This is a genomic window from Acinetobacter sp. (assembly GCF_049284435.1).
Lineage (GTDB): Bacteria > Pseudomonadota > Gammaproteobacteria > Pseudomonadales > Moraxellaceae > Acinetobacter.
This window is the reverse complement of sequence record NZ_JBAPXX010000121.1, coordinates 1-22,923: the sequence shown is the minus strand read 5'-3', so window position 1 is coordinate 22,923 and position 22,923 is coordinate 1. Positions and strand designations below refer to the sequence as shown.

22 protein-coding genes and 2 pseudogenes are annotated in these 22,923 nt (G+C 42.6%); 4 read left to right on the top strand and 20 right to left on the bottom strand.

Features of this window, described 5'->3' with window-relative positions; all coding sequences use genetic code 11:
* Positions 1-75: 75 nt before the first annotated feature.
* Positions 76-180, bottom strand: a pseudogene (locus WAK81_RS10755) (arsenate reductase (glutaredoxin)); the annotation flags it as partial.
* Here WAK81_RS10755 and WAK81_RS10750 point away from each other — a divergent pair.
* Positions 174-302 (top strand): annotated as a pseudogene (locus WAK81_RS10750) (arsenical resistance protein ArsH); the annotation flags it as partial. The pseudogenes WAK81_RS10755 and WAK81_RS10750 sit on opposite strands and share 7 nt — an antisense overlap.
* A 109-nt stretch (positions 303-411) precedes the next feature.
* Here WAK81_RS10750 and WAK81_RS10745 read toward each other — a convergent pair.
* From WAK81_RS10745 to WAK81_RS10735, 3 genes are all read right to left on the bottom strand, one after another.
* Positions 412-2,541: a TonB-dependent receptor domain-containing protein gene (locus WAK81_RS10745; RefSeq protein ID WP_422196798.1), complete on the bottom strand. Its 2,130-nt coding sequence runs from the start codon at positions 2,539-2,541 to the stop codon at positions 412-414.
* A 391-nt stretch (positions 2,542-2,932) separates the two neighbouring features.
* On the bottom strand, positions 2,933-5,335 hold the full coding sequence (locus WAK81_RS10740) for a glucose/quinate/shikimate family membrane-bound PQQ-dependent dehydrogenase (RefSeq protein ID WP_422196797.1): 2,403 nt from the start codon (positions 5,333-5,335) through the stop codon (positions 2,933-2,935).
* Positions 5,336-5,506: 171 nt separating this feature from the next.
* Positions 5,507-6,751, bottom strand: a complete 1,245-nt coding sequence (locus WAK81_RS10735) for a carbohydrate porin (protein WP_422196801.1) — start codon at positions 6,749-6,751, stop codon at positions 5,507-5,509.
* Between the two features lie 482 nt (positions 6,752-7,233).
* Here WAK81_RS10735 and WAK81_RS10730 point away from each other — a divergent pair, with 482 nt between their 5' ends.
* On the top strand, positions 7,234-7,842 hold the full coding sequence (locus WAK81_RS10730) for a DUF805 domain-containing protein (RefSeq protein WP_422196796.1): 609 nt from the start codon (positions 7,234-7,236) through the stop codon (positions 7,840-7,842).
* A 24-nt stretch (positions 7,843-7,866) separates the two neighbouring features.
* Positions 7,867-8,382 carry a hypothetical protein gene (locus WAK81_RS10725; protein WP_422196795.1) on the top strand — a complete coding sequence of 172 codons (516 nt, stop codon included), beginning with the start codon at positions 7,867-7,869 and terminating at the stop codon, positions 8,380-8,382.
* Positions 8,383-8,529: 147 nt separating this feature from the next.
* On the opposite strand, the gene WAK81_RS10720 is transcribed toward WAK81_RS10725, so the two are convergent.
* On the bottom strand, positions 8,530-9,177 hold the full coding sequence (locus tag WAK81_RS10720; RefSeq protein ID WP_422196794.1) for an HAD-IA family hydrolase: 648 nt from the start codon (positions 9,175-9,177) through the stop codon (positions 8,530-8,532).
* 98 nt (positions 9,178-9,275) lie between these two features.
* Between WAK81_RS10720 and WAK81_RS10715 the strand changes: the two genes are divergently transcribed.
* Positions 9,276-10,043, top strand: a complete 768-nt coding sequence (locus WAK81_RS10715; protein ID WP_422196800.1) for a hydroxymethylpyrimidine/phosphomethylpyrimidine kinase — start codon at positions 9,276-9,278, stop codon at positions 10,041-10,043.
* 78 nt (positions 10,044-10,121) lie between these two features.
* On the opposite strand, the gene WAK81_RS10710 is transcribed toward WAK81_RS10715, so the two are convergent.
* From WAK81_RS10710 to WAK81_RS10640, 15 genes are all read right to left on the bottom strand, one after another.
* Positions 10,122-11,177, bottom strand: coding sequence for a DUF1176 domain-containing protein (locus tag WAK81_RS10710; RefSeq protein WP_422196793.1), 1,056 nt, complete (start codon positions 11,175-11,177; stop codon positions 10,122-10,124).
* A 3-nt stretch (positions 11,178-11,180) separates the two neighbouring features.
* On the bottom strand, positions 11,181-13,619 hold the full coding sequence (locus WAK81_RS10705) for an AI-2E family transporter (RefSeq protein WP_422196792.1): 2,439 nt from the start codon (positions 13,617-13,619) through the stop codon (positions 11,181-11,183).
* 121 nt (positions 13,620-13,740) lie between these two features.
* The gene (locus tag WAK81_RS10700; RefSeq protein ID WP_422196791.1) at positions 13,741-14,181 is read right to left on the bottom strand and encodes a YybH family protein; all 441 of its coding nucleotides are present in this window, start codon (positions 14,179-14,181) and stop codon (positions 13,741-13,743) included.
* A 429-nt stretch (positions 14,182-14,610) separates the two neighbouring features.
* Positions 14,611-14,973, bottom strand: a complete 363-nt coding sequence (locus tag WAK81_RS10695; RefSeq protein ID WP_422196790.1) for a 5-carboxymethyl-2-hydroxymuconate Delta-isomerase — start codon at positions 14,971-14,973, stop codon at positions 14,611-14,613.
* 135 nt (positions 14,974-15,108) lie between these two features.
* Positions 15,109-15,444: a zinc ribbon domain-containing protein YjdM gene (locus tag WAK81_RS10690; RefSeq protein WP_422196789.1), complete on the bottom strand. Its 336-nt coding sequence runs from the start codon at positions 15,442-15,444 to the stop codon at positions 15,109-15,111.
* Between the two features lie 124 nt (positions 15,445-15,568).
* Entirely contained in the window at positions 15,569-16,015 is a 447-nt protein-coding gene (locus tag WAK81_RS10685; RefSeq protein WP_422196788.1) for an SRPBCC domain-containing protein, read from the bottom strand.
* Between the two features lie 235 nt (positions 16,016-16,250).
* Positions 16,251-16,640: a ribonuclease E inhibitor RraB gene (locus tag WAK81_RS10680; protein ID WP_004281735.1), complete on the bottom strand. Its 390-nt coding sequence runs from the start codon at positions 16,638-16,640 to the stop codon at positions 16,251-16,253.
* A gap of 261 nt (positions 16,641-16,901) precedes the next feature.
* Positions 16,902-17,834: a hypothetical protein gene (locus WAK81_RS10675; RefSeq protein ID WP_422196787.1), complete on the bottom strand. Its 933-nt coding sequence runs from the start codon at positions 17,832-17,834 to the stop codon at positions 16,902-16,904.
* 584 nt (positions 17,835-18,418) lie between these two features.
* The gene (locus WAK81_RS10670; protein WP_422196786.1) at positions 18,419-19,084 is read right to left on the bottom strand and encodes a pseudouridine synthase; all 666 of its coding nucleotides are present in this window, start codon (positions 19,082-19,084) and stop codon (positions 18,419-18,421) included.
* Positions 19,085-19,168: 84 nt separating this feature from the next.
* Positions 19,169-19,882 carry an SIMPL domain-containing protein gene (locus tag WAK81_RS10665; protein ID WP_005104124.1) on the bottom strand — a complete coding sequence of 238 codons (714 nt, stop codon included), beginning with the start codon at positions 19,880-19,882 and terminating at the stop codon, positions 19,169-19,171.
* 122 nt (positions 19,883-20,004) lie between these two features.
* The gene (locus WAK81_RS10660) at positions 20,005-20,253 is read right to left on the bottom strand and encodes a DUF6868 family protein (protein ID WP_422196785.1); all 249 of its coding nucleotides are present in this window, start codon (positions 20,251-20,253) and stop codon (positions 20,005-20,007) included.
* A gap of 530 nt (positions 20,254-20,783) precedes the next feature.
* Entirely contained in the window at positions 20,784-21,047 is a 264-nt protein-coding gene (locus tag WAK81_RS10655) for a hypothetical protein (protein ID WP_422196784.1), read from the bottom strand.
* 113 nt (positions 21,048-21,160) lie between these two features.
* The gene (locus WAK81_RS10650) at positions 21,161-21,382 is read right to left on the bottom strand and encodes a hypothetical protein (protein ID WP_422196783.1); all 222 of its coding nucleotides are present in this window, start codon (positions 21,380-21,382) and stop codon (positions 21,161-21,163) included.
* A gap of 144 nt (positions 21,383-21,526) precedes the next feature.
* On the bottom strand, positions 21,527-21,868 hold the full coding sequence (locus WAK81_RS10645; RefSeq protein ID WP_422196799.1) for a hypothetical protein: 342 nt from the start codon (positions 21,866-21,868) through the stop codon (positions 21,527-21,529).
* Between the two features lie 307 nt (positions 21,869-22,175).
* Positions 22,176-22,319, bottom strand: a complete 144-nt coding sequence (locus WAK81_RS10640) for a zinc ribbon-containing protein (protein ID WP_004645925.1) — start codon at positions 22,317-22,319, stop codon at positions 22,176-22,178.
* Positions 22,320-22,923: the final 604 nt, after the last annotated feature.

Here is a 22,923-nt window from a genome sequence, read left to right as displayed (position 1 = left end):
ATTTTAACTTTAAATAAAAAGCCACCCTTGCGGTGGCTTTTTTATGATCTGATTTATCGTCTTCAATTCTGGAATTTATTTCAACCGCTTCCCTGCTTCATCAATAATCATTTCCCCATCTTCCTTGCTAAAAGCTGCGCGCTGCGGAGCAGAAAGAATATCTAAAACAACTTCTGATGGAGGAACTTTACAAGTTCACCCTCCTCACCCGCGGTCAGTCTGCTTATCTCACCGATCGATATTCTGAACGAGTCGAAAGTGCCGAGGAATTATCGAAATGGGTGAATCAGCAAAAGATCTAGTTTTATCTCAAATCCTCTGATCAACTTTTCAAAACTTAAATATTAAAAAATCCCGCTCAGGAAGCGGGATTTTGTTTTTTGAAAATTTAACAGCCCTAAATCATTTCAATTAAAATTCTTTTGTCACACTCAGACCAGCGCTCCAGTTCCGCCCTTCTGCCGGCTCAAAGAAACGGCTATTGCTTTCATTGACAATCACCGAACCAGAATAATCTTTATCAAACAGGTTATCGACACGCGCAAAAGTATTCACCGCCCAATCCTGCATTTTCCAATGATAACCTACATTGGCACCAGCGACTGTGTAGCTTGGTGCAGTATCAGAATTCAAGTCATTCACATAAATCTTGTCCGAGTAACGCACATCGAGTCCTGCATGTAAGCCACTTTCAGGCTTCCAGCCCAGACTTAAAAATGCCTGATTTTTGGCAATCCCCGGAATATAGTTACCCGATGCTACTCTAGATACTACAACATCTCCTTCATCATTCCGAAGTTCAGGAATATCTGCATCAAAAGTAGCATCTATATAACTGTAGCTAGCTTGAGCAGTGAGATCACGCCACAGGTTTTTGTTCCAAGAGAGTTCAATACCTTCTCTTAAAGTTTTATCGGCATTACGGAAAGTAGAGCGACCATTGTCATTACCTGCAGAAACAATGTCATCCTGAGTCGTCGTATGGAAAACTGCAGCAGTAAAATCACCAAAACGATTAGCAGACTTTAAGCCAATTTCATAAGTTTCACTTTCCGCTGCTTTTAAACTGAAGCTGCGGTTTTCTGCAGTATTTGCGGGATAAGACATTTCGGTAAAGGTCGGCGTTTCAAAACCTTGTGCATAGCTGGCATAGGCCATCAGCTCAGGTAAAATCTGCCAGCTTAAGGCCATGGATGGCAATAATTTCTGATAATCGGTTTTACCTGAATTATTGCCATTCGCCAGGAACTTGTCTTTAGACTTGAAATGTACATTGCTATAGCGCAGGCCGGCATCCAAGGTCCAATCAGGAGCAAAGTGATAAGAAGCTTGCAAATACGGATCTAAATTCCACAGGGTATTATCTTCATCCCGGCGTAGATCACCTTTTACTCCTAAGACCTCACCTTGAAAATTGTTATAGCCTTTACGATCTTCAGACATGGCATCAACTGCAACACCTGCAATCAGTTTGGTATTGGGCAGAATATCCTTACCTGTCCAACGCAAATCTGCTCCATAAAAATTACGGTCAAAGTCAATGACGCCACCCGCATGATTAGAGCCACCTTGTGCTGTTTTTGGAATAGATTGATATTGAGTGACTTCACGTTGTCCCCAATAGGCCATACCATACAGTTCATGCTGATCATTGATCGGTTTATTCCAGGTTAAACCTGTTTGCAGCTGTTCAATTTCTTTACGTGCATTATAAAGAAGGACGTTGGTAGCGACCTGTCGGGGATTGGCCTTCCACTGTTCTCGGGTTAAACCGCCCGGATCATCTGCAGCAATTTTAACGTAGTTATTAATCCAGTTAATTTTAGAACCATCTTCCAGATCCCAAGTCAGCTTGGCATTATTCAGAACTTTATGTGCACTGCTGTGGTCACGGTAACCATTGGTATCAAAATAAGAGGAGCTAATGACATAGCTTGGCTCTGAAGCATTCTCTGAACCACCTTGCAAAACCAGCTTGGTCTGCCCTTTATTTTGACTACCGGCAGAATGCCCCAGTTCAATCGAGTCAGCACCTTGCCCCTCTCGCGTGGTGGTTAAAATCGCTCCTCCGGAAGAGTTACCATACAGTGAGGAAAACGCACCACCTAAAACCTCAATATGGTCCAGACTGTTCAAATCAATATTCGAGGTTTGTCCCTGCCCATCCGGCATCGTTGCAGGGATTCCATCCACATATAAACGCACACCACGCACACCAAAACTGGAGCGTGCGCCAAAGCCTCGCATCGAAATTTGCAGGTCTTGGGCATAGTTTTCACGATTATTTAACTGTAATCCTGGAACGCCTTTTAATGTTTCCGAAAGGTTCACATTCATGCTGTTATCTTGTTCTTGATTCAGATAATACACTGACGCCGGTGTGGTCAATCGTTCCCGATCGGTACGGGTCGCTTGAATGACAATCGTGTCTAACCTTTGGACTTCTTGTGTGTCATTTTCTGCATAAATGTTCTGACCTACGCAAGCAATCAGGCAGGACAAGGTCGATCTCACGAATGGAAATTTCGGGCTTTGATACATAAATGACAGGCCTTATTTGAAAGTGGTTTAATGCGGCAAATACCTTATCGAGATGGCGTACATCTCATGATTCAATTCATTTTTTTTAAGCATCGATATCCAATAAATGCGCTGATTCGATGACATATAGTTCGCTCAATGGGTAGAAAGGCTTTGAGCTTAAAAATTCTGTGTTCGATAAATTCAGACTTGATTAATCCTTTATCTGAATAGCGCTTAAAATCAGCCATATACAAAGAATATTATTTTAATGCGATCTGAATGAAATTGATCTTTCAGCAACAAATCAACATCATTTCTCTGTGTCCTTAAAACTCGATGTAGGTATTCAACAATACATAATAAAAAAGCCTGATGAATCAGGCTTTTTTATACTGAATTAAAAGTTCAACTATTTATTGTCTGGCAAGGCATAAGCCACCAGAGAGTCGCCCATTTTAGTCCCAAAGGAACCATGACCACCTGCCATAATGACCACATACTGCTTGCCATTGGCTTCATAGGTCATTGGCGTAGCCTGACCACCTGCAGGAAGACGGCCTTTCCACAACTCATCACCGTTGTTGACGTTAATGGCACGGATATAGTTATCTTGAGTTCCACCCACAAACATCACGTTGCCCGCAGTAGAAATAGGCCCACCCAGCATCGGTACACCCATTTTGAATGGTGGCAATGGAATGCCTGGCATACTGTCACGAATGGTACCGATGCGGCGTTTCCAGGCCACTTCATGAGTATTTAAGTCCACACCTGCAACAAAGCCCCATGATGGCTGTTTACACGGCAGCCCAAACGGAGACAGGAACGCACTGATTTCAACGCCATAAGGTACGCCATACATCGGTTGAACACCGGCTTCTGTACCTGCACCTTTAGCCGTCTTAGGACGGTTCGGATCTTGAGGAATCAGTTTCGATACAAATGGCAGGCCAATCGGGTTGGTTAGCGCAATTTGACGGTCCGGATTCACCGACATACCGCCCCATTCAAACACACCCAGGTTACCCGGGAAGACCAGCGTCCCATTTTCAGAAGGTGGGGTATAAATGCCCTCGTAATTCAGTTTGTGGAACGCAACACGGCAGACCAACTGGTCAAACATGGTCGCACCCCACATCTGTTTATCGGTCAATTTGTCTTGTGGCGCAAGATTAAAATCAGAGAACGGTTGAGTTTTAGAATAGAACTCGCCTTTGGTTTGAGGTCCACGCTTCACAGATTGTGGTACCGGTTTCTCGGTAATCGGCACAATGGCTTCACCATTACGACGGTCTAGCACAAAAGCATTTCCGGTTTTGGTCAAGACATAAATGGCTGGAACCATATTGCCGTTTTTGTCTTTAATCTCGGTCAATGTCGGCTGTGAAGGTACGTCCATATCCCATAAATCGTGATGAGTAGTCTGGAAGTTCCATACCAGCTTACCGGTCGTCGCATTCAAGGCCAGCATCGAGTTGGCATAACGTTCATCTAACTCGGTACGGTGACCACCGTAAATATCCGGTGTACCGACACCCGTTGGTACGTAGACGATATCCAGCTCTGCATCATAGGCTAAAGGTGCCCATGCATTTGGTGAGTTGTGTACAAATTTTTGACCCGGTGCAGGAATCAAATTCGGATCTTCAGCGCCTGTGTCAAATACCCAAAGCAGTTCACCGGTATTGACATCATAACCACGGATTACACCAGAAGGTTCTTCAGTTGAATAGTTATCTGTGGTTGAACCTGCAATAATAATAGTGGTGCCGGTTACTACAGGCGGTGAAGTGGGAATATAACCGCCCGGATATGGGAATGGCATATCTTTTTGCAGATCGACTTCGCCATTTTTACCAAAGTCAGAACAGACTTTACCGGTGGTTGCATTTACCGCAACCAGACGCCCATCATTGACCGGTAAAATGACTTTTTGCGGACATTCAGCAGAGCTACTTTTTTTCGCAGCGAGACTGGTTTCAAAACCAGCCGTATTGTTGACATCATAATAAGATACGCCACGGCAGGTTAAATGCTGATAGGTATGATCAGCTTTCAGCTTTGGATCATAGGTCCATTTCGCCTTACCAGTTGCCGGATCAAGCGCTGTCAATTTCTGGTGAGTGGTACAGATGTACATGTTGTCACCCACTTTAATTGGAGTAACCTGATTGGTGGTTTCGCCCGAGTCATTTTCAGTCTTGAATTCACCCGTGTGATATTCCCAAGCTACCTGCAAATCTTTGACATTTTCAGTATTAATCTGCTTTAAGGGTGAATAACGTAAACCGGACTGGGTACGGCCATAGGCTGGCCAGTCTTCATCTGCCACCCCGGGGATTGGCTGGTGGGTTACAGGCTGCTGAGATTTTAATTCACCGCGAATTTCTTGCGGGTCATTAAATACAGCATAAATCATGACGGCAACAGTAATTGCCAATGAACCACCTAGGGCAATTTTCGCGATTTTAGCATGATCAAAGCCACGTGTGGCAGCCGGAATCAGCAGAGCTAAACCGAACAAACCTAAAATATCTAAACGCGGTGCAAGTGCAAAGAAATCTGAACCGACTTCCCAAAGCCCCCACACCACTGTTGCCAAAACGAATATGGCATAAACAAGGAGTGCAGCACTTTTTCGTTGATATAAGAGAACTGCGGTCGCAATAAAGAGAATACCTGCAATGATGTAGTACCAAGACCCACCTAGCACTGCAAGATAAATCCCTCCAATCAGCAGTCCTATACCAAAAACAGCGGCAATGACCGCTAAAATTGTTTTCAGTACTGAACCTGATGATGAAGTATTCATATTGAACACCTATAAAAGTTTTTTTTGAAAGTCCATGCACATGACAGGCATGAGCACCCTTATTGTTAAATTCTTAGTTATAAATACATCAGTGTCTTAAGCAGGCATTGCCCATTACTGCAACAAAGCACCTAAAGACTCAATAGTGTATTTGCAACTAAAAACTGTTTTTTAGAACGACGTATTGAACTTGATTCCGCCCACCCAGACATTTTCACCATCTTTGTACGCGCCTACGTGACGCACATATTGCACATTCGGGCGAATGGTGAGCCAGTGGGTAGCATGCAAGCCATAATAAATTTCTGCATCGATTTCTTGATGACGGTCAGCACTGACATCGTCATTCATATTGATCCGTGCAATACCGAACGCAATTTCATCTTGAGGACGTGAATCCATCGCGCCTTTATAAACCAGCCCAATATTTTGCATATCGCTGACGGTATTGGTTTTGGAGTCATGTACTGTCGCATTCACAAAGCCGGTCAAACCACGCGAAGCATCACCGTGATGTACAGTCAATTGTTGCTTGGCAACGATCCAGCCACCGTGGTGATGATCTGTTTGATCAGGATTGGAAATGACTTCAGCCTCCGCTGTGCTGTAGTAATAACCGGCGCGGTATTCACCCGGCAATTTTTGTACGCCCAGTTTAGGTGTCCAGACCACTTCTGCAGGAAGCATTGCCCCTTTTGAACCATCCGTGCTCAGGTTAAATCCTTTACCACGATGATTGGCATTTTCAGGGTTATATTCATAGGCACCGACCTGGGCATAAAATTCAGGGTTAATGTTGTATTTGACCCGTGCTGCCCATTGGCTTACCGGCCAGTTGTACCACTGATCACCAACCCAGTTCCCGACTTGTGAACCGCATAGGGCCAGATTCTGAAAATCGCAGTCAAAACTGTTGAAATCTTCACCCTCACCAAAGCGTCCGACTTTCACATCTAGTTTTTGTTCCAGGAATTTTTTCTTGATCCATAAATCAGTCAGACGCCAGGTTTGACCACGGCCCCAGACTTCTTGTACTGAACTTAAATGGCCATTTAAAGCAGCAGAAATTTGCGACAGTGAACGACCGTTACGCTGGGTCACTGTTATTTGTGCTTCGGTGTCTTGCCAGCCTGCAATTTTTGCCAGATCCAGATGTGCCCCAAAAACAAACTGGTCCGCATATTCAGCTCTATGGCTTGAAGATCTTTGCGCATCGATCAAGCTTGCCATTTCACCGGTATAAGCAAAACTGAAATCATAGCCCTGGTTTTGGAGCGCTGTACGTTGCCCGTTCCAGTCACCGAGCATCCACGGGCTTTCTGAACTGAAAGCAGCTTCAGCATGCACAGTGGTCGTGGTTAAGATGAAAGAGGCACAGCAAAGGTAAACGGCCTTCGATAATGGGGAGAAATACATTAAATGTGACACCTTCATCACCATATGAAGCTTTTTATTGTACGCCTGTTGGTTTTAAAAAATTGTTACTAATAGATAAAAAGTATGAATAATATGTTATATTTATTAGTATCATTATATGCTTTTTGTAAATTATAAATTTATAAGTATTTGTTTATCATCATATTAAATTCAACAACATCAAACCATAGCTCCAAAGAAAAATTTGATATTCATCAGATAGATTTAGCTTTAATTTCTTATAACAGATTCAGAGATAAGTCAGCTCCATTACAGCTTAATTTTCTTCATTTCAAATCATGCAACGCCACATTTTTTGTTGATTGAATACTGAATCACTATTGCGATAAGGCTTTTAAAAACATGAGAAAATTACTGCCATTCCACTATGAATTTTTAAAAATTAGATTATGCTAAAGTTATTCTGGTAAGAAATTGCGTCGCTTTAAAACAATAATCTAGCTTAATAGACGAGAACAAGCATGAAAGGTTCAATCCTTGATTTTTCTATTCAACACAATACCGGTTTTATCTCGGGGGATGATAATCAGCGCTATAGCTTTAATGGCGCAGACTGGCGTAGTGAGCGTCCACCTTCACGCGGCGATCGGGTCGATTTTATCGTCAATACCGCGGGTGAAGCTTCTGATATTTATCTAGCCACAGGCAATTCTATTTATCTGGGAAAAAAAATTTCCAGTCAGCTCGGCAAATATTCCAATCTGGATCAAGCCGAGGAAAATTACAGCAGCATTGACTGGTTTGTAAAATGTCTGACCAATTATGCGACGTTTTCCGGCCGCGCACGTCGTAAAGAATTTTGGTTCTTTATGCTGTTTTGTGTAATTTTAGGCATTATTGCTGAAGTGATTGATACAGTTTTAGGCACTAAACCGCTGGTGAATAGCCTGCTTAATCTGGCACTTCTAGTCCCAAGTCTGGCCGTTGGCGCGCGTCGCTTGCATGATGTAGGACGCTCTGGTTGGTGGCAATTACTGATGCTTACCGTGATTGGTATACTGGTACTGATCTGGTGGTGGGCAACTGAAACCAAGCAACAAAACAATGAATATGGTGCTCCTGCCAAATAACTGAACCTTACAAATCCCGTCTTGATGCGGGATTTGTTTATCGATTATTTAATGACTAAATATCAGAAAAATCAGACTTTCTCAATGCTGCAAGATCAATTAGTGAAATTTCCAGATGCTGTATGGGTGCAAATCTATAAAGATAAAATGCAGCTGATGAATATAGATGGCACGATTACGCATACCCTGCTACCCGATGTGCCTTATGCCCATCCGCGAAGTATTATTGCGGACTTTGATGCAGCCGCGGTGACGCTGAAACAGCTATTACCCTCGTCGGTAATGAAGAAGTTATTTAGCTCTATAGCGCTGCTGCAAATTATGGATCTGCCTGAAGACGGTTTAACCGAAGTTGAAAAGCGCGCGTTACTCGAACTCGGTTATGAAAGTAGCGTGCAAAATGTCATCCTGTTTGACCATGCAGGAAATGCCCTGACCAAAGCCAGAGTTCCACCTCAACATCGAATGACGATCATCAACATTTTACTGGTGATTATCATTATGGTGGTGCTGGCATCGACCTGGTTTTTAACGCTTTAAATATTCGTCCAAGAGCAAAATCCCGCACGCTGCGGGATTTTTATTGAGATAACAATCTAATAATAGAGCTGTTCTCTATAGATGTACCAGCTTAGAGACAAAGCATCTTTCAAAATCTATTCAAATAGAATAAGCGAAAACTGGACTTCATTTAAAATAATCTAGCAACTGATTAAAGCGGTCTATTTGATATTTAGGTTGTGCCAATGCTAATTCTTGCTGACTGCCATAACCATAATTTACCGCAATAGTATCAATACCATTTTGACGTGCACCAAAAATATCATGCTCGCGGTCACCAACCATCATGCATTGATCGGCCTGTAATTTTTGCTGCTCTAAAATATACTGAATCAGCTCGGCTTTATTAGTTCGCTCGCCATTCAGCTCACTGCCATGAATGTCGGTAAAATACTGGGCCAGATCAAAATGCTCCAGAATCTGTTTGGCATACACTGTCGGTTTTGCCGTAGCGACAAACAAGCGATAACCACGGCGTTTTAGTTCTGCCAGCGTTTCTGCCACACTCTCAAAAACATGATTCTCATAGAGACCTTTCACAGCAAAACGCTCCCGATAACCCATCAAGGCCTGCTCCGCCAGAACATGATCGGCTTCAACATTTAAAATTTTGGCCAGTGAGGCTTTTAAGGGAGGGCCAATAATCCAGTCAATATTGATCTCGTCACTAATCGGATGACCAATCTTGTCCAGACCATAACGCGCAGACGTCGTAATCCCCACTTTCGGATCGGTTAATGTCCCATCCAGATCAATTAAAATATTCTTAATCACCGCCCATCCCCTCTTATTAGCACCGATATAAATTAATATCGAGAGTTCATTCAAATTTGCCTATACTAATGCAATTTTAGTGAATGAAGGACATCATTTTGCGCCCTACCGTACTTTGCTTTTCCGGTTTAGACCCTTCAGGTGGAGCCGGCCTTCAAGCAGATATTGAAGCCATTGGTCAAAGTGGTGCACATGCGGCAATTGCCTGCACAGCCCTCACCATTCAAAATTCACAGCAGGTTTTTGGTTTCGAAGCCTCTTCCAGAGAATTGCTATTGGCACAGGCCAATGCGGTGGTAAATGACCTGCCCATTCGTTGCGTAAAATCCGGCATGTTAGGCACCACAGAAAATATCGCGGCTCTGGCCGAATTTCTGACTGCACATCCAGATTATCTCTATGTACTGGATCCGGTTTTGGTCGCCAATAGTGGCGGCTCGCTGGGCAATCAGGAAACGCTGGTCAAAGCATTTACCCAGCTTATTCCATTGGCCACCATTTTAACGCCGAATACGGTTGAACTGCGTGCCCTGACGGGTGAGCAAGACCTCAAGCTGGCCACTCAAAAATTATTTGAAATGGGTGCACAGGCCGTTTTGGTCAAAGGTGGTCATGAAGATACGCCAGATTACATTCAAAACAGCCTGTATATTGCAGGTGAACTGGTCAACGAAACTCGCTGTCCACGTCTGCCAGGTGAATATCATGGTTCAGGCTGTTCACTGGCCAGTTTCATTGCCGGACGTCTGGCCATGGGTGATCAGCTGAAAACTGCGGTACAGCATGCTGAAACCTGGTTATTTGGGGTATTAAAAAATGCTGAAACTCCTGTTCCAAATGGTCAGAGAATTCCAAAGCGTTTTTAAGATCACATCTCTTAAAATCAACACTAAAAAGCCTGAGTCATTCAGGCTTTTTAGTGTTTCTATTTTTTGAGCATATCCTTATTTACCCTGAATGACTTTGCTCACATAGGTCGGTAAATTCCAGGCACCACCAGCAAAGCCTTTGCATTGCACGGTCAGACTACTGAAGCTTTTGACAAATTTTTTGCCATTCCAGGCCCATTCGTCCTGACTCAGACAATCACCCAAACCACGCACTTTATGCCCGGAAAATATCTGGCCTTGGCTAAATATTTCTCCCGAAGTCGTTACCAGCTGTTTCAGCTGCTTGTTTTGATTCATCAGCCAGAAGCCACTGCCCATATTATAAGCCCCGCGCCAGCACGGAACCTGAACCAGCTGATTCTGGGCATTAATGGGATAAATCGTCATAACATCATCATCCAGAAAATGCTGGCTAAACAGCAAATCACATTGATCCTCGTTAGTGGCGGCTTTCAGTTTTCGAATCATCTGCCGACTCGCTGCCGTATTCAGTTTCGCTTGAGTTGCTTTGCCTGACTGATATTTTGGTATCAGGATTTGCGGGATCGCTGCGGCTTTGAGCACTGCCTGATCGGATTTTTTTCCTGGTCTGGTCAAGGCTGAGGTCGTAGAAAGTCGACGCTGAAATTCATCCATCTTCAGCAAAACCGCGCTGGCTCCGGCGGTCGACAAGTTCCAGCGTGATTGCACATTTTTAAATAAAACGGAACTTGTTCCCTGCACAGCTTTCAGCAAGGCACGCGTTTGACTGCTATTGAGTTGCCCTATTCCCTCCCGATTCAGACCAATCACACCATAAGGTGTGCTGGCAATTTGCAGCTGAAGCTGTCTGGTCGGTGTGGCAGCAGCTAAGGGTAAAATCTGGACCTGAGCTTTGATGCTACTGTTTGTCTCAGCAGTACGCTCTAGTAGCACCGAAACCGGCTGACCAATATCTTGATCCGATTGATAACCAGCAGCGCGGCAGGTGCCAGTATTATCACAGGCAATTTCCCAGTCTTTATGTGAAAAATGCAGTCCTTGAATAGCAGCCAGACTCCATGAGCTGATACTGGCTAGACCAAATGTGATACTCATGATTTTGATGCTGTAGATCCATTTTTGTTTCATCATTTAGTCCTTATTTAAAATGCTTGCCGAGGTGGCAGGCTGCATCTGCTCAATCTGCTTCTGTTTATCTTTTTTCTTGCGCTCATTGCTCAAAGTCGCCATTAAATCCTGTGCCAAAGCCTTAAGCAGAATCATATCTTCGGCCTGCATCTGTCTCGGTTGTTTATCCAGCAGACACAGACTCCCCAGCGCAATTCCATTTTTATCTTTTAAGGGCACACCGGCATAGAAACGGATATGATGCTGTCTTAATTCTGACAGATGTGGAAAGCGCGGATCGCGCTGCAAGTCTTCAATCACCAAAGGCTCATTTTGATAGAGTAGATGGGTGCAGACTGAATCTTTGCACATTTGTCGGGTTGCCACAGGCTCCTGGGTAAAAGGACTGACTGGAATATACATTTCGTGCTGATTCAGCCAAGAAATTTGTGCGTAGTCGACATCAAAGGCTTGACGGGCTTCTTCAATATATTGTTTATAAAGGGCCTGATGACGGTGATCCAATAAACCCAACTCATTTAAAGCCTGCTGCCGTTCTTTTTCATTCTTGATCTCCAGATTCTCAAACCAGCTTTCGCCTTCATTCAAGGTATAAGTTTCGACAGTCAGAATCAGATCATCGACATTATTGACCAGTGCTTCCAATTCAAAACGTTGTTGCAGCTCATCCAGAAGCTCCAGCTGCATCACGCTCCAAGTCGCAAAAATGATTTTCAGCTCAGGATATTGCTGCGCCAGTCTATATTTCAGCAACCGAATCTGTGCCGCAGGCGCATGATGAAAAATCGACACACATAAAATCTTGATCGAAGCTGGCAGTACAATGCCCTTTCCTGATTCACTCGATTGAATCAGCACATCCGGATCATTTCGGGCAGCAATATTTTTGAGATTCAGCGCGTGTGCCAACATGGCAGAAATCTGGGTGTCAATTTCCCAACGCGCACCAACGCAATAGACTTCAGGCTGCTCGGCGTTTACTTTGCTCGGATAAGCTTTTTGGAAAGCATGATTAAAGAACTGCAAACCCTGATAAAGACGCAACCGGTGCTCGGCAGTGACATCGGTATCATGTCCTTGAGAATAAATCCGAATGGCGGGAATGGCCACTTCGCCATAGAACATTTGTACCCGACGGGCCACCTCCTCTGCACTGGGCTTTTTCGGTAATTGCGCACAGATGTAATCATTGGCTACCTGCATCGCGTCATTGACTTCATCAGCCACCAGTCGTTGATAAAATCGCTCGGAGGGTGACAATACTGGCGTACTGCCAAGCAGGGTTTTGACAAAACCCAGTGCCGGCACATAATTGGACAAAACCAGCAGACAGGCAGTCAAAGGTGTCGACAAGATCAGCCCTACCGGTCCCCAGAGGGTGGTCCAGAACGTGGCAGCCAAAATAATCGCTAAGGTAGACAGACCGGTACTTTCCCCATAAAGCCAAGGTTCAATCACGTTATTGCTGATGAGTTCCAGCACCAGTATCAAGCCTACAGTCCACAGCACCATGTCCCAGCCCGGATCAACGGCGAAGGCCAGCGTGATCGGGAAAATAGCTGAAACGATCGGGCCAACATAGGGTACAAAACGCATAACCACCGCGACCAGCCCCCACATGATCGCTGCCGGCACGCCAATCAATAACAGTCCAATCGCCATGGGAATGCCATAGGTCACATTGACCAGCAGCTGCATGCGCAAATAGGTTCCGATACTTTTGGCGGCATCATCCAGCGCATCGGTGCCGATATTCAGATTACCGCCCAAGAGTTTCAGAAAGCGGTCATGCAGGTCTTTGCCATTGAATAAAATCAATACCATAAACAGGAACACAATCCCGATAATCGCCAGCGGATTCAGGATTTTATTCAACCAGTCCAGCGCAGCCTCTTCACTCGATGGTTCTAGACCCACGACTTTGACATTCTGCACATTCGGGTCTTCTGTTTCCTGTTCTGGGGTGTCTATCGAATCTTCTACCGTGTCAAAGGTCTGGATTGCACCGTCCCACATACTCGGCCCCTGACGATAGTTTTCGAGCATTTTCAGTTTCTGCTGGATGGTGTCCTGATATTGCGGCAGTTCCTGACTTAGCTTACCAAGTTGCACCCCCAGATAAGTTGCAGTGCCGCCCAGAAATGATAAGGTCAGGCACATGACCAGGCCAATCGCCGCCCATTGGGAACAGCCCCAGCGCGTTAAGCGAGAAACCAGAGGAGAAAGTAAAAATGCCAGCAGAATGGCCAAAGCCAGCGGAATAAAAATATCACGGCCAAAATACAACGCCGTCATGACTACAGCAGCAATTACAAAGCCTGCCATCATTCTGAGTGCATGTTGGGTGCGCTGCCGCTCAGACTGATCCGGCATCAATACTTCAGTCTGTTGTTGCAGGTTGGCCTGTCGTGGCTTTACTTGACTGTTCTTGTTGTTATCCACCTGAAAAGTCCTAAAATATTATTCCTTCAACATAATTTAGGACTTTCTATATTTTTGTTACAAAGGTATTCCTGTAATCATTTGCAAAGATATTTCACTTAAAACTTTTCAGGTGAGTGGATTAACTCACGCTTTTGATCCGGCGCATTTTCCGGGTTTCGAGTTGCACAGGGACTGAAGTATGTTGATGCAGCAATTGCCATTTACCTTGCTGCTTGCTCAGGCACATGCTGACCCGACACCAGCCCAACTGGAAAATCGGTTCAATCACCGCATAATTCACCCGTACATAACCCTCGACTACAGCCAGATCAGAAGTGACATGAATATTAAGGTCTTGCCGTTCTATGCGTATCCCTTCCGGCATAAATGCCCGGTATTGCTGCCAGAGTGCCTGATAGGCTTCGACACCTTTCACTTCCATACTGACATCGACCAGACGGATCTCCGGTCGGCATAATTGAATAATGTCCTGAATCTCGAGCCTGGCTATGGCATTGTCCCATTCCTGAAGAAATGCCATGACTTCCTGAGCCAATTGTTCATCCCCAAAAATCTGCATAAAATTTCCCTCAATCGGACAAGTCAGACCTGCAATCTGGGATTCAATCAACTCACCAGATTTCTGATCTTTTGTTCTTATTATTTTGCCTGTACTAAAGCGCTGTTCTCGCTTAGCTCTCTCCCCACTGCCTGATTCGGTACAGCTCACCTGAAGATTATTTTTTAAATTATTTTTATTTCAATCCGGATGAATATGCCGTTTCTAGATTGGATGATTCAAAAATCAGCAGCGATTAAAAGTTACTTTAGAACTTTTATCGCATACCTGTAAATGACATAAAGCGTCATTTAAAAGAGAAATATTTTTATATCTTAACAAGATAGCTGACCCTTAAAGACCAAGTCGATCTGTTTATAAATTTCGTAAGGCGTTAATGAAGTTTTAAGGCATTTGATCCTTGTGATATCAGCAGATAAAAGCCATCATTCAGATAATAGCTTTACTATAAGTCTGCTTTGGCATTTCAATGATTTCGACACAAAGCTGTATTTTTAATTCAGGCTGGGGCGCAATATATTGCTGCATGATATTGAGCACCAATTCGGAAATTGCCTGACGAACTTCGACACTGCGCCCGCTCAACAGTGAAACTTTGGCATGCACATAGGCCTGATCTGTAACCACATTTAGTCCAATCACATAATCCTGCTGCATAATCGCACGACTTTTTAAATCATTGGGATCGGTGACATGGCCGGCGTTAAAAAGTGCCTGATGGATCGCGACCAATAAGGGTTGGATCTCGATATGTTGTAGATTGTCAGAATATTCCAGATGCAGGTGTGGCATTAAAGTAGTCTCAAATCGAAACGTGAGGATCAGGGCGGCAGGAAAATGATCAGCCCAGAATTTCAGCAATAATGAGAATAATACGATTAATCAACCGTATTATTCTCTCGTCAGAATTTTAGTCTAGGGCTAAATTTAAGCTTTCTTCACATATTCGGATTTCAGTTTCATCGGGCCAATTCCCTCAATTTTACAATCAATATCATGGCCATCAGCAGCATCAGGCAATAGGCGGATACTTTTGACTTTAGTGCCCACTTTCACCACTGAAGATGAACCCTTGATTTTCAGGTCTTTAATCACCGTTACGCTATCACCATCTGCCAGCACATTGCCATTGGCATCCTTAATGATCACTTGTTCTTCGACTTCACCTTCTTTCCACTCATGTGCACATTCAGGACAGATCAGTAGATCGCCATCCGCATAGGTATATTCAGATTGACATTTTGGACAGTTTGGCAGACCCATAAGAACCTCGAAAAAAAGAGAAAAATAAAATAAATGAAACAAATAAGCTCACAGTATAGCATCTTTGTCTAGAGCACTCATGGAGAGAACATGAGGATGAAACCCACACAGGAGATCGAAGGAATTAATTGTCTGAAATCTGCGGATTAACCAGCCAAGACAGGAGTTGCAGTGATTCCTGCCAGCTCAAATGACACACCGCTGGCGGCACCACATCCGGATAACCCACCTGAATAATATGCAAACCTGTACCGATTGAGACTTTTTCAAAGATGATCGTCACCTCTATTTCACCCTGCAAGTCGGGGGTAGAGAACTGATCGGTATAGCGCAGCAGCTGATTGGGAATGACCTCATGATAAATGCCATGAAAATGATGCTGGGTCCCGGTAGAAAAATTGGTAAAGGTGGTTTTATAGCTGCCACCGGGTTTGACTTCCGCATGTTCTACTTTAGCAATAAAGCCATGTGGTGCCAGCCATTTGGCCAGTGCATCCGGATGCACAAAGGCACGATACACCCGCTCCGGTGGTGCACTGAACACACGATGCATTTTTAAGGTGTAACTCATTTTTTCTTGTCCTTTGTTCTTATTATTTTTTTATTGCGGGATATTCCCTGCATTTGTTGTGACTAAATCATCAGCCTGAGTTAAGTACTCATCTGAGTTATTTTATCCAGTTTTGAGCTGGCTATATATAATGAGTATGTATCTATACTCACTCTTAGATATAAATTGAATAGAACATACAAAAAACCCGGCAGCACCGGGTTTCTTACTTTAAATCATTTAAATACAAGCATGCTCAGCTACTACGTAGGCTGCTCTCTTCGTCATCCAGCTCATCATCATAGACATAGGCCATACAACCCCAGCCATCATATTCGCCCTGAAATTGTGCAGCGATTTTGCTGAACCATTGTTCCAGATCCACGATATCTTCGTAGGCAGGCTCCATATACACATAAATCGTGATGATCCATTCCAAGGTATCGCTTTCTTCGTCCTGAAACAGGCTGATTTTTTGCTCTTCTTTTAATAGATGCAAGGCACAGCGATCCGCCTGCGCTTCATCCGCAAAGGCAATCGAAAATTCAATTTCATGTGCCTCTTGCAAGTCGTCGCCATCCTGATGCATTTGCCACAGTACATTGCCATTTTCATCGTCAGGGAATTGATTGTAATCACGTGACATAGAAGTATCCTTATTATGATGCTGTTTTATTCTGCATTTAAGATTAGCTGATTTTTGTACAATTATCGAGATACAGACAAAAAATATTATCTTTTAACCATAAATAAACATATGATTTTTATAAATATAAAAATAAGTAAGGGGATCAATATATTCAAGATTCCTCAAGGCCAAAAATCCTGAAAAATATCAGGATTTAAACCAACTTATGGCATCCACAATGCTCTGGTAAAAATCTTCTAGACCTATGAATGTCATGATCTAAGCGATGTGTGGATGCAGATGATTCTGTTTTAGTTGCAAGAGCAGCGCAGCAAACTTGAGTTCTTCTAAACGCAGATTGAGATAGGATTCTTGAATCATCGCCTGACTCAGTTCCCGCCCGCTATAATTCAATAATACATAATCATCCTTTAAGGCTTGCAGCATCTCGCCCAGATTTTCTATGTTTAGTTGAGAGAGATATAAATCTGCCTTACAGTTGAAAGCCAGACTAAAGATTTCAATAGTACTTCGACGGCGATTGTCATCGACATAATTACAGGTCGCCACCTGCTGTTTTTCTATGGCCTGCTGAATTCTGTCACGGACATTGCGTAAATGCCGAACCGCATCCGTTTCGCTATAACCCTCAATCAGCTGTTCTAAAACCTGTGTTACGGGAAGCTGCAAGCCGAAGCGCTTGGCCTGTATTTTATGCTCTAAAGCACTTAATACCTCTTGCAAACGATGCTGTTGCCTGGCCTGTTCATAATAACCGTGCAAACTTTGTCGTGCCTCCTGCTCGACCTCGGCTAGGGCTTGCGCCTGAAACTGGGCAAGATAATCTTTTACTCTTACGATATAGGCTTTGAGATCATCGATCATGATCGAAGCATCCAGCTTGGTCGCTTCAACAAAGTTTTCGGCCTGCAAAGTCCGGTTAATAATATATTGCTCGATATCCCAGATATCCTGATATTTTTTATATTTATTCAGCGCAATGTTTAAACTGCCATTCTGTACCCGCAATTGGGTGATTTCATAATTCAATTCATCGACTTGAGTTTCATAATCTGCCAATTTGCTGCGGGAATGATCCAGATTTTCCTGTAAAAACTGGATATTGCTGCGTAATGAAGCCTGTACCTTTAAGCTCCATAGCAATGCACATATTAAAATACTCGCGAGAACGAAGAGAGCCATAGTGAGCATCGTTCTTTCCTTTAACCCCGGGCAGCGCCCTAAACCATCAACTTAAAAATTTATTATAAAGTAATGATTAATTTTGCATCACTTCGGCCAGATAATCAAAGCCGTTAATCAGCACTAAGTCATTCATTCATTTTATTTTTCTACAAAATTTTTATGTGTAAGTCATACATGGCGGGCTGATTCCCAGCTTAGACCAAATCCATTCTGAAACAACTTACGGTATTTTTTATATCAAAGGATATAATTTAAAAGTTTAAAAATAATGAAAGCAAAATTAAAAAACCTGAAAAATAAAGGCATCAGGCCTATAGCAGGAGATAAAATAATAAAAACTCTCTAGGCTCATCATCAATAGATAAACCGAGCAGTAAAATTTATGTTCGGTAATGACAACTAATCAGGCAATGCATCAGTAGAAAATTTCATTTGAACATGCTTGTAAAGCCATTCATCTCCAAGCTGGTATCGAAACAAATTCTCACACTTTTTATTCGGGTTGCCCAGCTTAAGGGCTTGATCCTCATTATATTTATGAACTTAAAAAGCATGTGTCCGGTTGGCTCTGATTATTAAGCAGAATCAAATTAGAACGGTATGGCTGCCTTAATTTCGACCGGGATACCACTCAAAGGCTGGGTAAAAGCCAGATAACTGGCATGCAAAGCCATACGATTTAAAGGACTGCGCTGGGGTTCAGGATGATAAATTTTATCGCCAGTAATGGGATGACCGATATGCAGCATATGCACTCGTAGCTGATGGGAACGGCCGGTAATGGGGGTCAGCAACACCCGGCTAATGCCTTGCTGGGGTAGATATTCTAATGCCTGATACAAGGTTTTGGCGGCCTTGCCCAGTTCAAAATGCACCATCTGACGCGGACGGTTTTCCCAGTCGGTAATCAAAGGCACTTCGACACTGCCCTCACCTTCGAGTTTGCCTTGTACCAGCGCGACATAATTTTTATGCACCGTGCGTGCCTGAAACATTTTACTCACCGCCACTTCTGCATTGCGGTGTTTGGCAAACATCAAAATACCTGAAGTGGCCATATCCAGACGATGGGTAATTTTGGCCTGCGGATACTGGTCCAGTACCCGCAAATAGGCACTGTCATGATGTTCAGGTAAACGCCCAGGAACCGACAATAATCCGGCTGGCTTTTCAATCACCACCAGATCATCATCTTCATAAACAATTTGCAGCGGTTCTTGCGGTGGACAATAGACAAAGTCATTGTTGATGGGCATTTTAGCGGTACAGCATCTGGAATAATGCGCGCAAAATAACAAGCGGCTTCTGGGCTGTCAATCACGGTGCTTGGGCGAATTAAGCTAATCTGCCAGATAATAATCGACCGTCGAGACCACGCGTACTTTCTTCAAATACGGCGTATTGCTGTCACGATCTTCAATACTAAACAGCCCCTGATTGGCAGACTTGATTTTGCCCAGACTACTCTTTGAATCTGCAGCAAATTTTTCCGCCACACTACGCGCATTTTCGGTGGCTTGTTCAATCATCGCCGGCTTGATGTCATTTAGCTTGGTAAATAAGTATTCAGTTCTTTGCCCAGAATCATCTCCAGCAAAAGCAATGCCTTTTCTACCCAAGGCCACCAGACGACTTTGTGCCGCACGCACTGCATCTATTTTATGGGTATAGACCGTAATGGTCTGACTGGCAGTATAACGTAGCGCGACATTGGCATCCCCGCCATATTGCTGGGCGTATTTATCGGTGATACTCGGTGAAGCGCTAGTAATTTCTTCTGTACTAAACCCTTCATTTTTTAAAAAAGTCTGAATTTCCTGGGTATTGGTTTGCATGGTATCGTACAACTCGGCCAGATCCTGACTGCCGGCATTAAAGCGGATTGGCCATACCGCTACGTCAGCTTTGACTTCACGTTCCGACAAGCCTTTGACCGAAACTATACGTTCATACTGTTTAATTTTCAGCGCGCTATTGCCGAGAATCCATCCTGCAATAATCATCCCCAAGCCGATCAAGGCACCTAAAATCAGGGCCGGTTTGAATTGATTCATGCTTCAACTCCTTTGAAATCTTTTTTCGTTCTTATTGATCCTGTCATGCTAAAAAGTAGCGATAAAATGATAATAATCCAATCTTATTTTTATCACTCAAAGATTCAATCACAACATCGCATTTAGCTTTGATTCATCAGATAGATCGCAATTAACGGCGTCAGGTTAAACAGCAGAATGCCAATTTTATACAGTGCCATCCCCGAATAATGAATCATATCAAAACTGGCATCTGACAGCTGAAACCATTTTCCATGCACCTGTTTCATCCAGTTTCGGGCAAAGACAAAGACCACAAACCAGATCATGAGAATGACATAATTGATGAGTGTGCAAAACAGTAAAAAACGACACCAGATATCGAGATTCATGATGATTCCCCTAAGGGGCAGCTGATGTTTTTAAAATAACAGATCATGTTGAGAAATGAAGGACTGATTTGTATCTTACTTGGTTAGATATTTTTATTAAATTTATGATTTATATTTATTTTAATTTTTTATTCTGCGTGTATCGCTAGAGAATTTTTTAGGGTGTTGGGAAAACTCGCAATGGTTTACTTCAACTATCATTCTTTGTAAGACCTGATCTTATAGCCTATAAACTTTTGGTCTATAGCGTCCTAAGCCGGATCGAGACCTTTTGGGTTCGTACTGCACTCGCGTTTTGCGCCGCTCACAGCATGCTACTCTTTCCGATCCCATCACACCCTTGAAAGCGATATTAGGCAAAAATGGACGGGATTAATTTCCTATGTTTTTTAAATTTCCCATAAATATGAAAATTTATTTCATTATTAACCCCAGTATAGAGAAATAAATCCCATTTATTGTTTTTTACGCTTTTTTATTCGCAAAAATTAGAGTTTATTGCAATTTATATTCAGGGCAGGATTGCCGTTTTATTGAAAGAATGTTCCCTGAATCCATTGCGCACTAAACCACCACGCACTGATCGCGGACATCCCGCACAGAAGATTGGCCAAGATCTTGTTAAGTCTGGTCAGTTCAGAACTATAAATTTTCAGGTTAAGCAGATAGGCGATCACAGCGTAAAACGAGCCAATCGCGCCCCCAAAAAGAATCAAGATGAGCGGCCATGCGGAATAGAAATGGGCTTTTTTATCTAATTTTCCTGACTCTGGTGCGTGCTGTTGAATATCCATAGGTGATAGCCCTCTTTTTAATATATGCACTTGCATTATTTCTAGGCAGATATTTACTCTTTAGAAAATATTTGCCTTCTAGGACTTTCACTGAAGCAAGAAGCAGACCAGTTTTATCGTACAAAAAACTGTCGGGTATGATGATTGATGTAGGCATTCAGGCCATCACCATATTGAGCGAGCTGTTTCATGTTTTCGACATGCTGATAACCGGCACTGCTATAGCTGTAGGTATAAACTTTCGAGGTTTTCTTAAATTGAACCCGAATAAACTCCTTACCAATCTCGTAATTGGCAACACCTGAGTCATGATTAAGATCAAGATAATGTTGCAATTGAGCTGCCCTAAACACTTTGAATCTAGGGTCTTAGATGGGGTTTTATTGGTCAATTTTAAACAATAATATTTTAAAAAAATAAAATTTATAAAAAAATATCCCATTATTTAATGGGATATTTTTTAAATCGAAGTGAATTATTTAACAATTAGGATCCACTACAAAACTTGTCTGGCTGAACTTTTGCCATGCGCCAGTAGCAGCACCATCCACAACGAGAATAGAAATAAGTCCCCAATCCAGGAAAATGCCTAATAGAGTTGTTGGATCGAATGTTTTCTGTGGAATAACGATGTTGGTTTGGCAGCCTTGCTTCTCTGCCTTAATTACATAATTTTCTTTCTTTTTGAAAGTATAGACAGTATTACGCTGACCCATATATTCTTCATTGACATATAGCTTAGCCAATTCATCGTTACTACGGATATTCACAGTTTGTGTTGAACCATTAAACATCGTCGCACAGCCTGAAGTAAATAACATCACACTTCCTATTACTAAAGCTGTAAATTTTTTCATTGTTTCCCCCCGGAAATATCTAACCTTAATTTTAAGTGGTTAGCTAATTTTTAAAGCAGACAACCTATACCTTTTATACTAATAGTTCAAATAATTTTTTGAATTTATTATAATTTTTTGCTTTAAACCAAGATTCTCCTCCCGACATAAAACTGTTTTCTCATAATAATCTTTTATTTCTATGTATGAGATTTGGATACCACAGCAAAAAGCCCTATCGAGTAATAGGGCTTTCATTCAAAACAGAGGGTAACTGTTTGAGTTGTTTTGCTTAGGCATTCTTATTGTTAAATTGATTGCCTTGGCATTTGGTACACGGTGGTAAACGATCAGTACCAATTTCTAAGTAGGTGCGGTGTCCGCATTGAACACAAAAATAGAAGCCTGTTCCGGGTTTTTCGCCAGCAGTAACCATCTTTGTTCTCCATGGTTTTAGAAATGGTCTGTCTAGTATAACCCTCTAGTGATGAATGTCTATTGTCCATTTTTGTAAATGATGATGGCATTTGGGCGAAGTAGTATTTCTAATTATTATTTAGTAACTTGTTCATTAAATAATAATTTATTAATTTTTTTCAAGTTAACTAGTTTAATAACATTGAGATAAGTGATGCACAAGACCAAGTATAGTGAAGTGCGTTAATACAAAATCATCACCATAGCCATATGAAATTTTATATTCCCTTAAACTTATAGACGTCTTTAATCATTGAGGAAGCTGAATTTCTTGAGTATAAAAAGAAAAGTACCTGTTTGTATTTTCTTGATAAAGACATTAATGCTCTAAATAAAAACCCCACTTCACAGTAGGGGTCTTTTTAAACAATTTCAATAACTTTAACCTCACCCTTGCGAAGCAATGCTTCTTATCTTTCAAAAAGATGAGAACTCCCTCCTTTTAGGCATAGGTATCTACACATCTTTAGGTACTTAATGCAATTGTTGCGATTTCATTCAGTTCATCTATTGAATATTCCGAGAGCAGTTGAAGAGTGTTCAGTAAAATCGAAAGTCCTGCC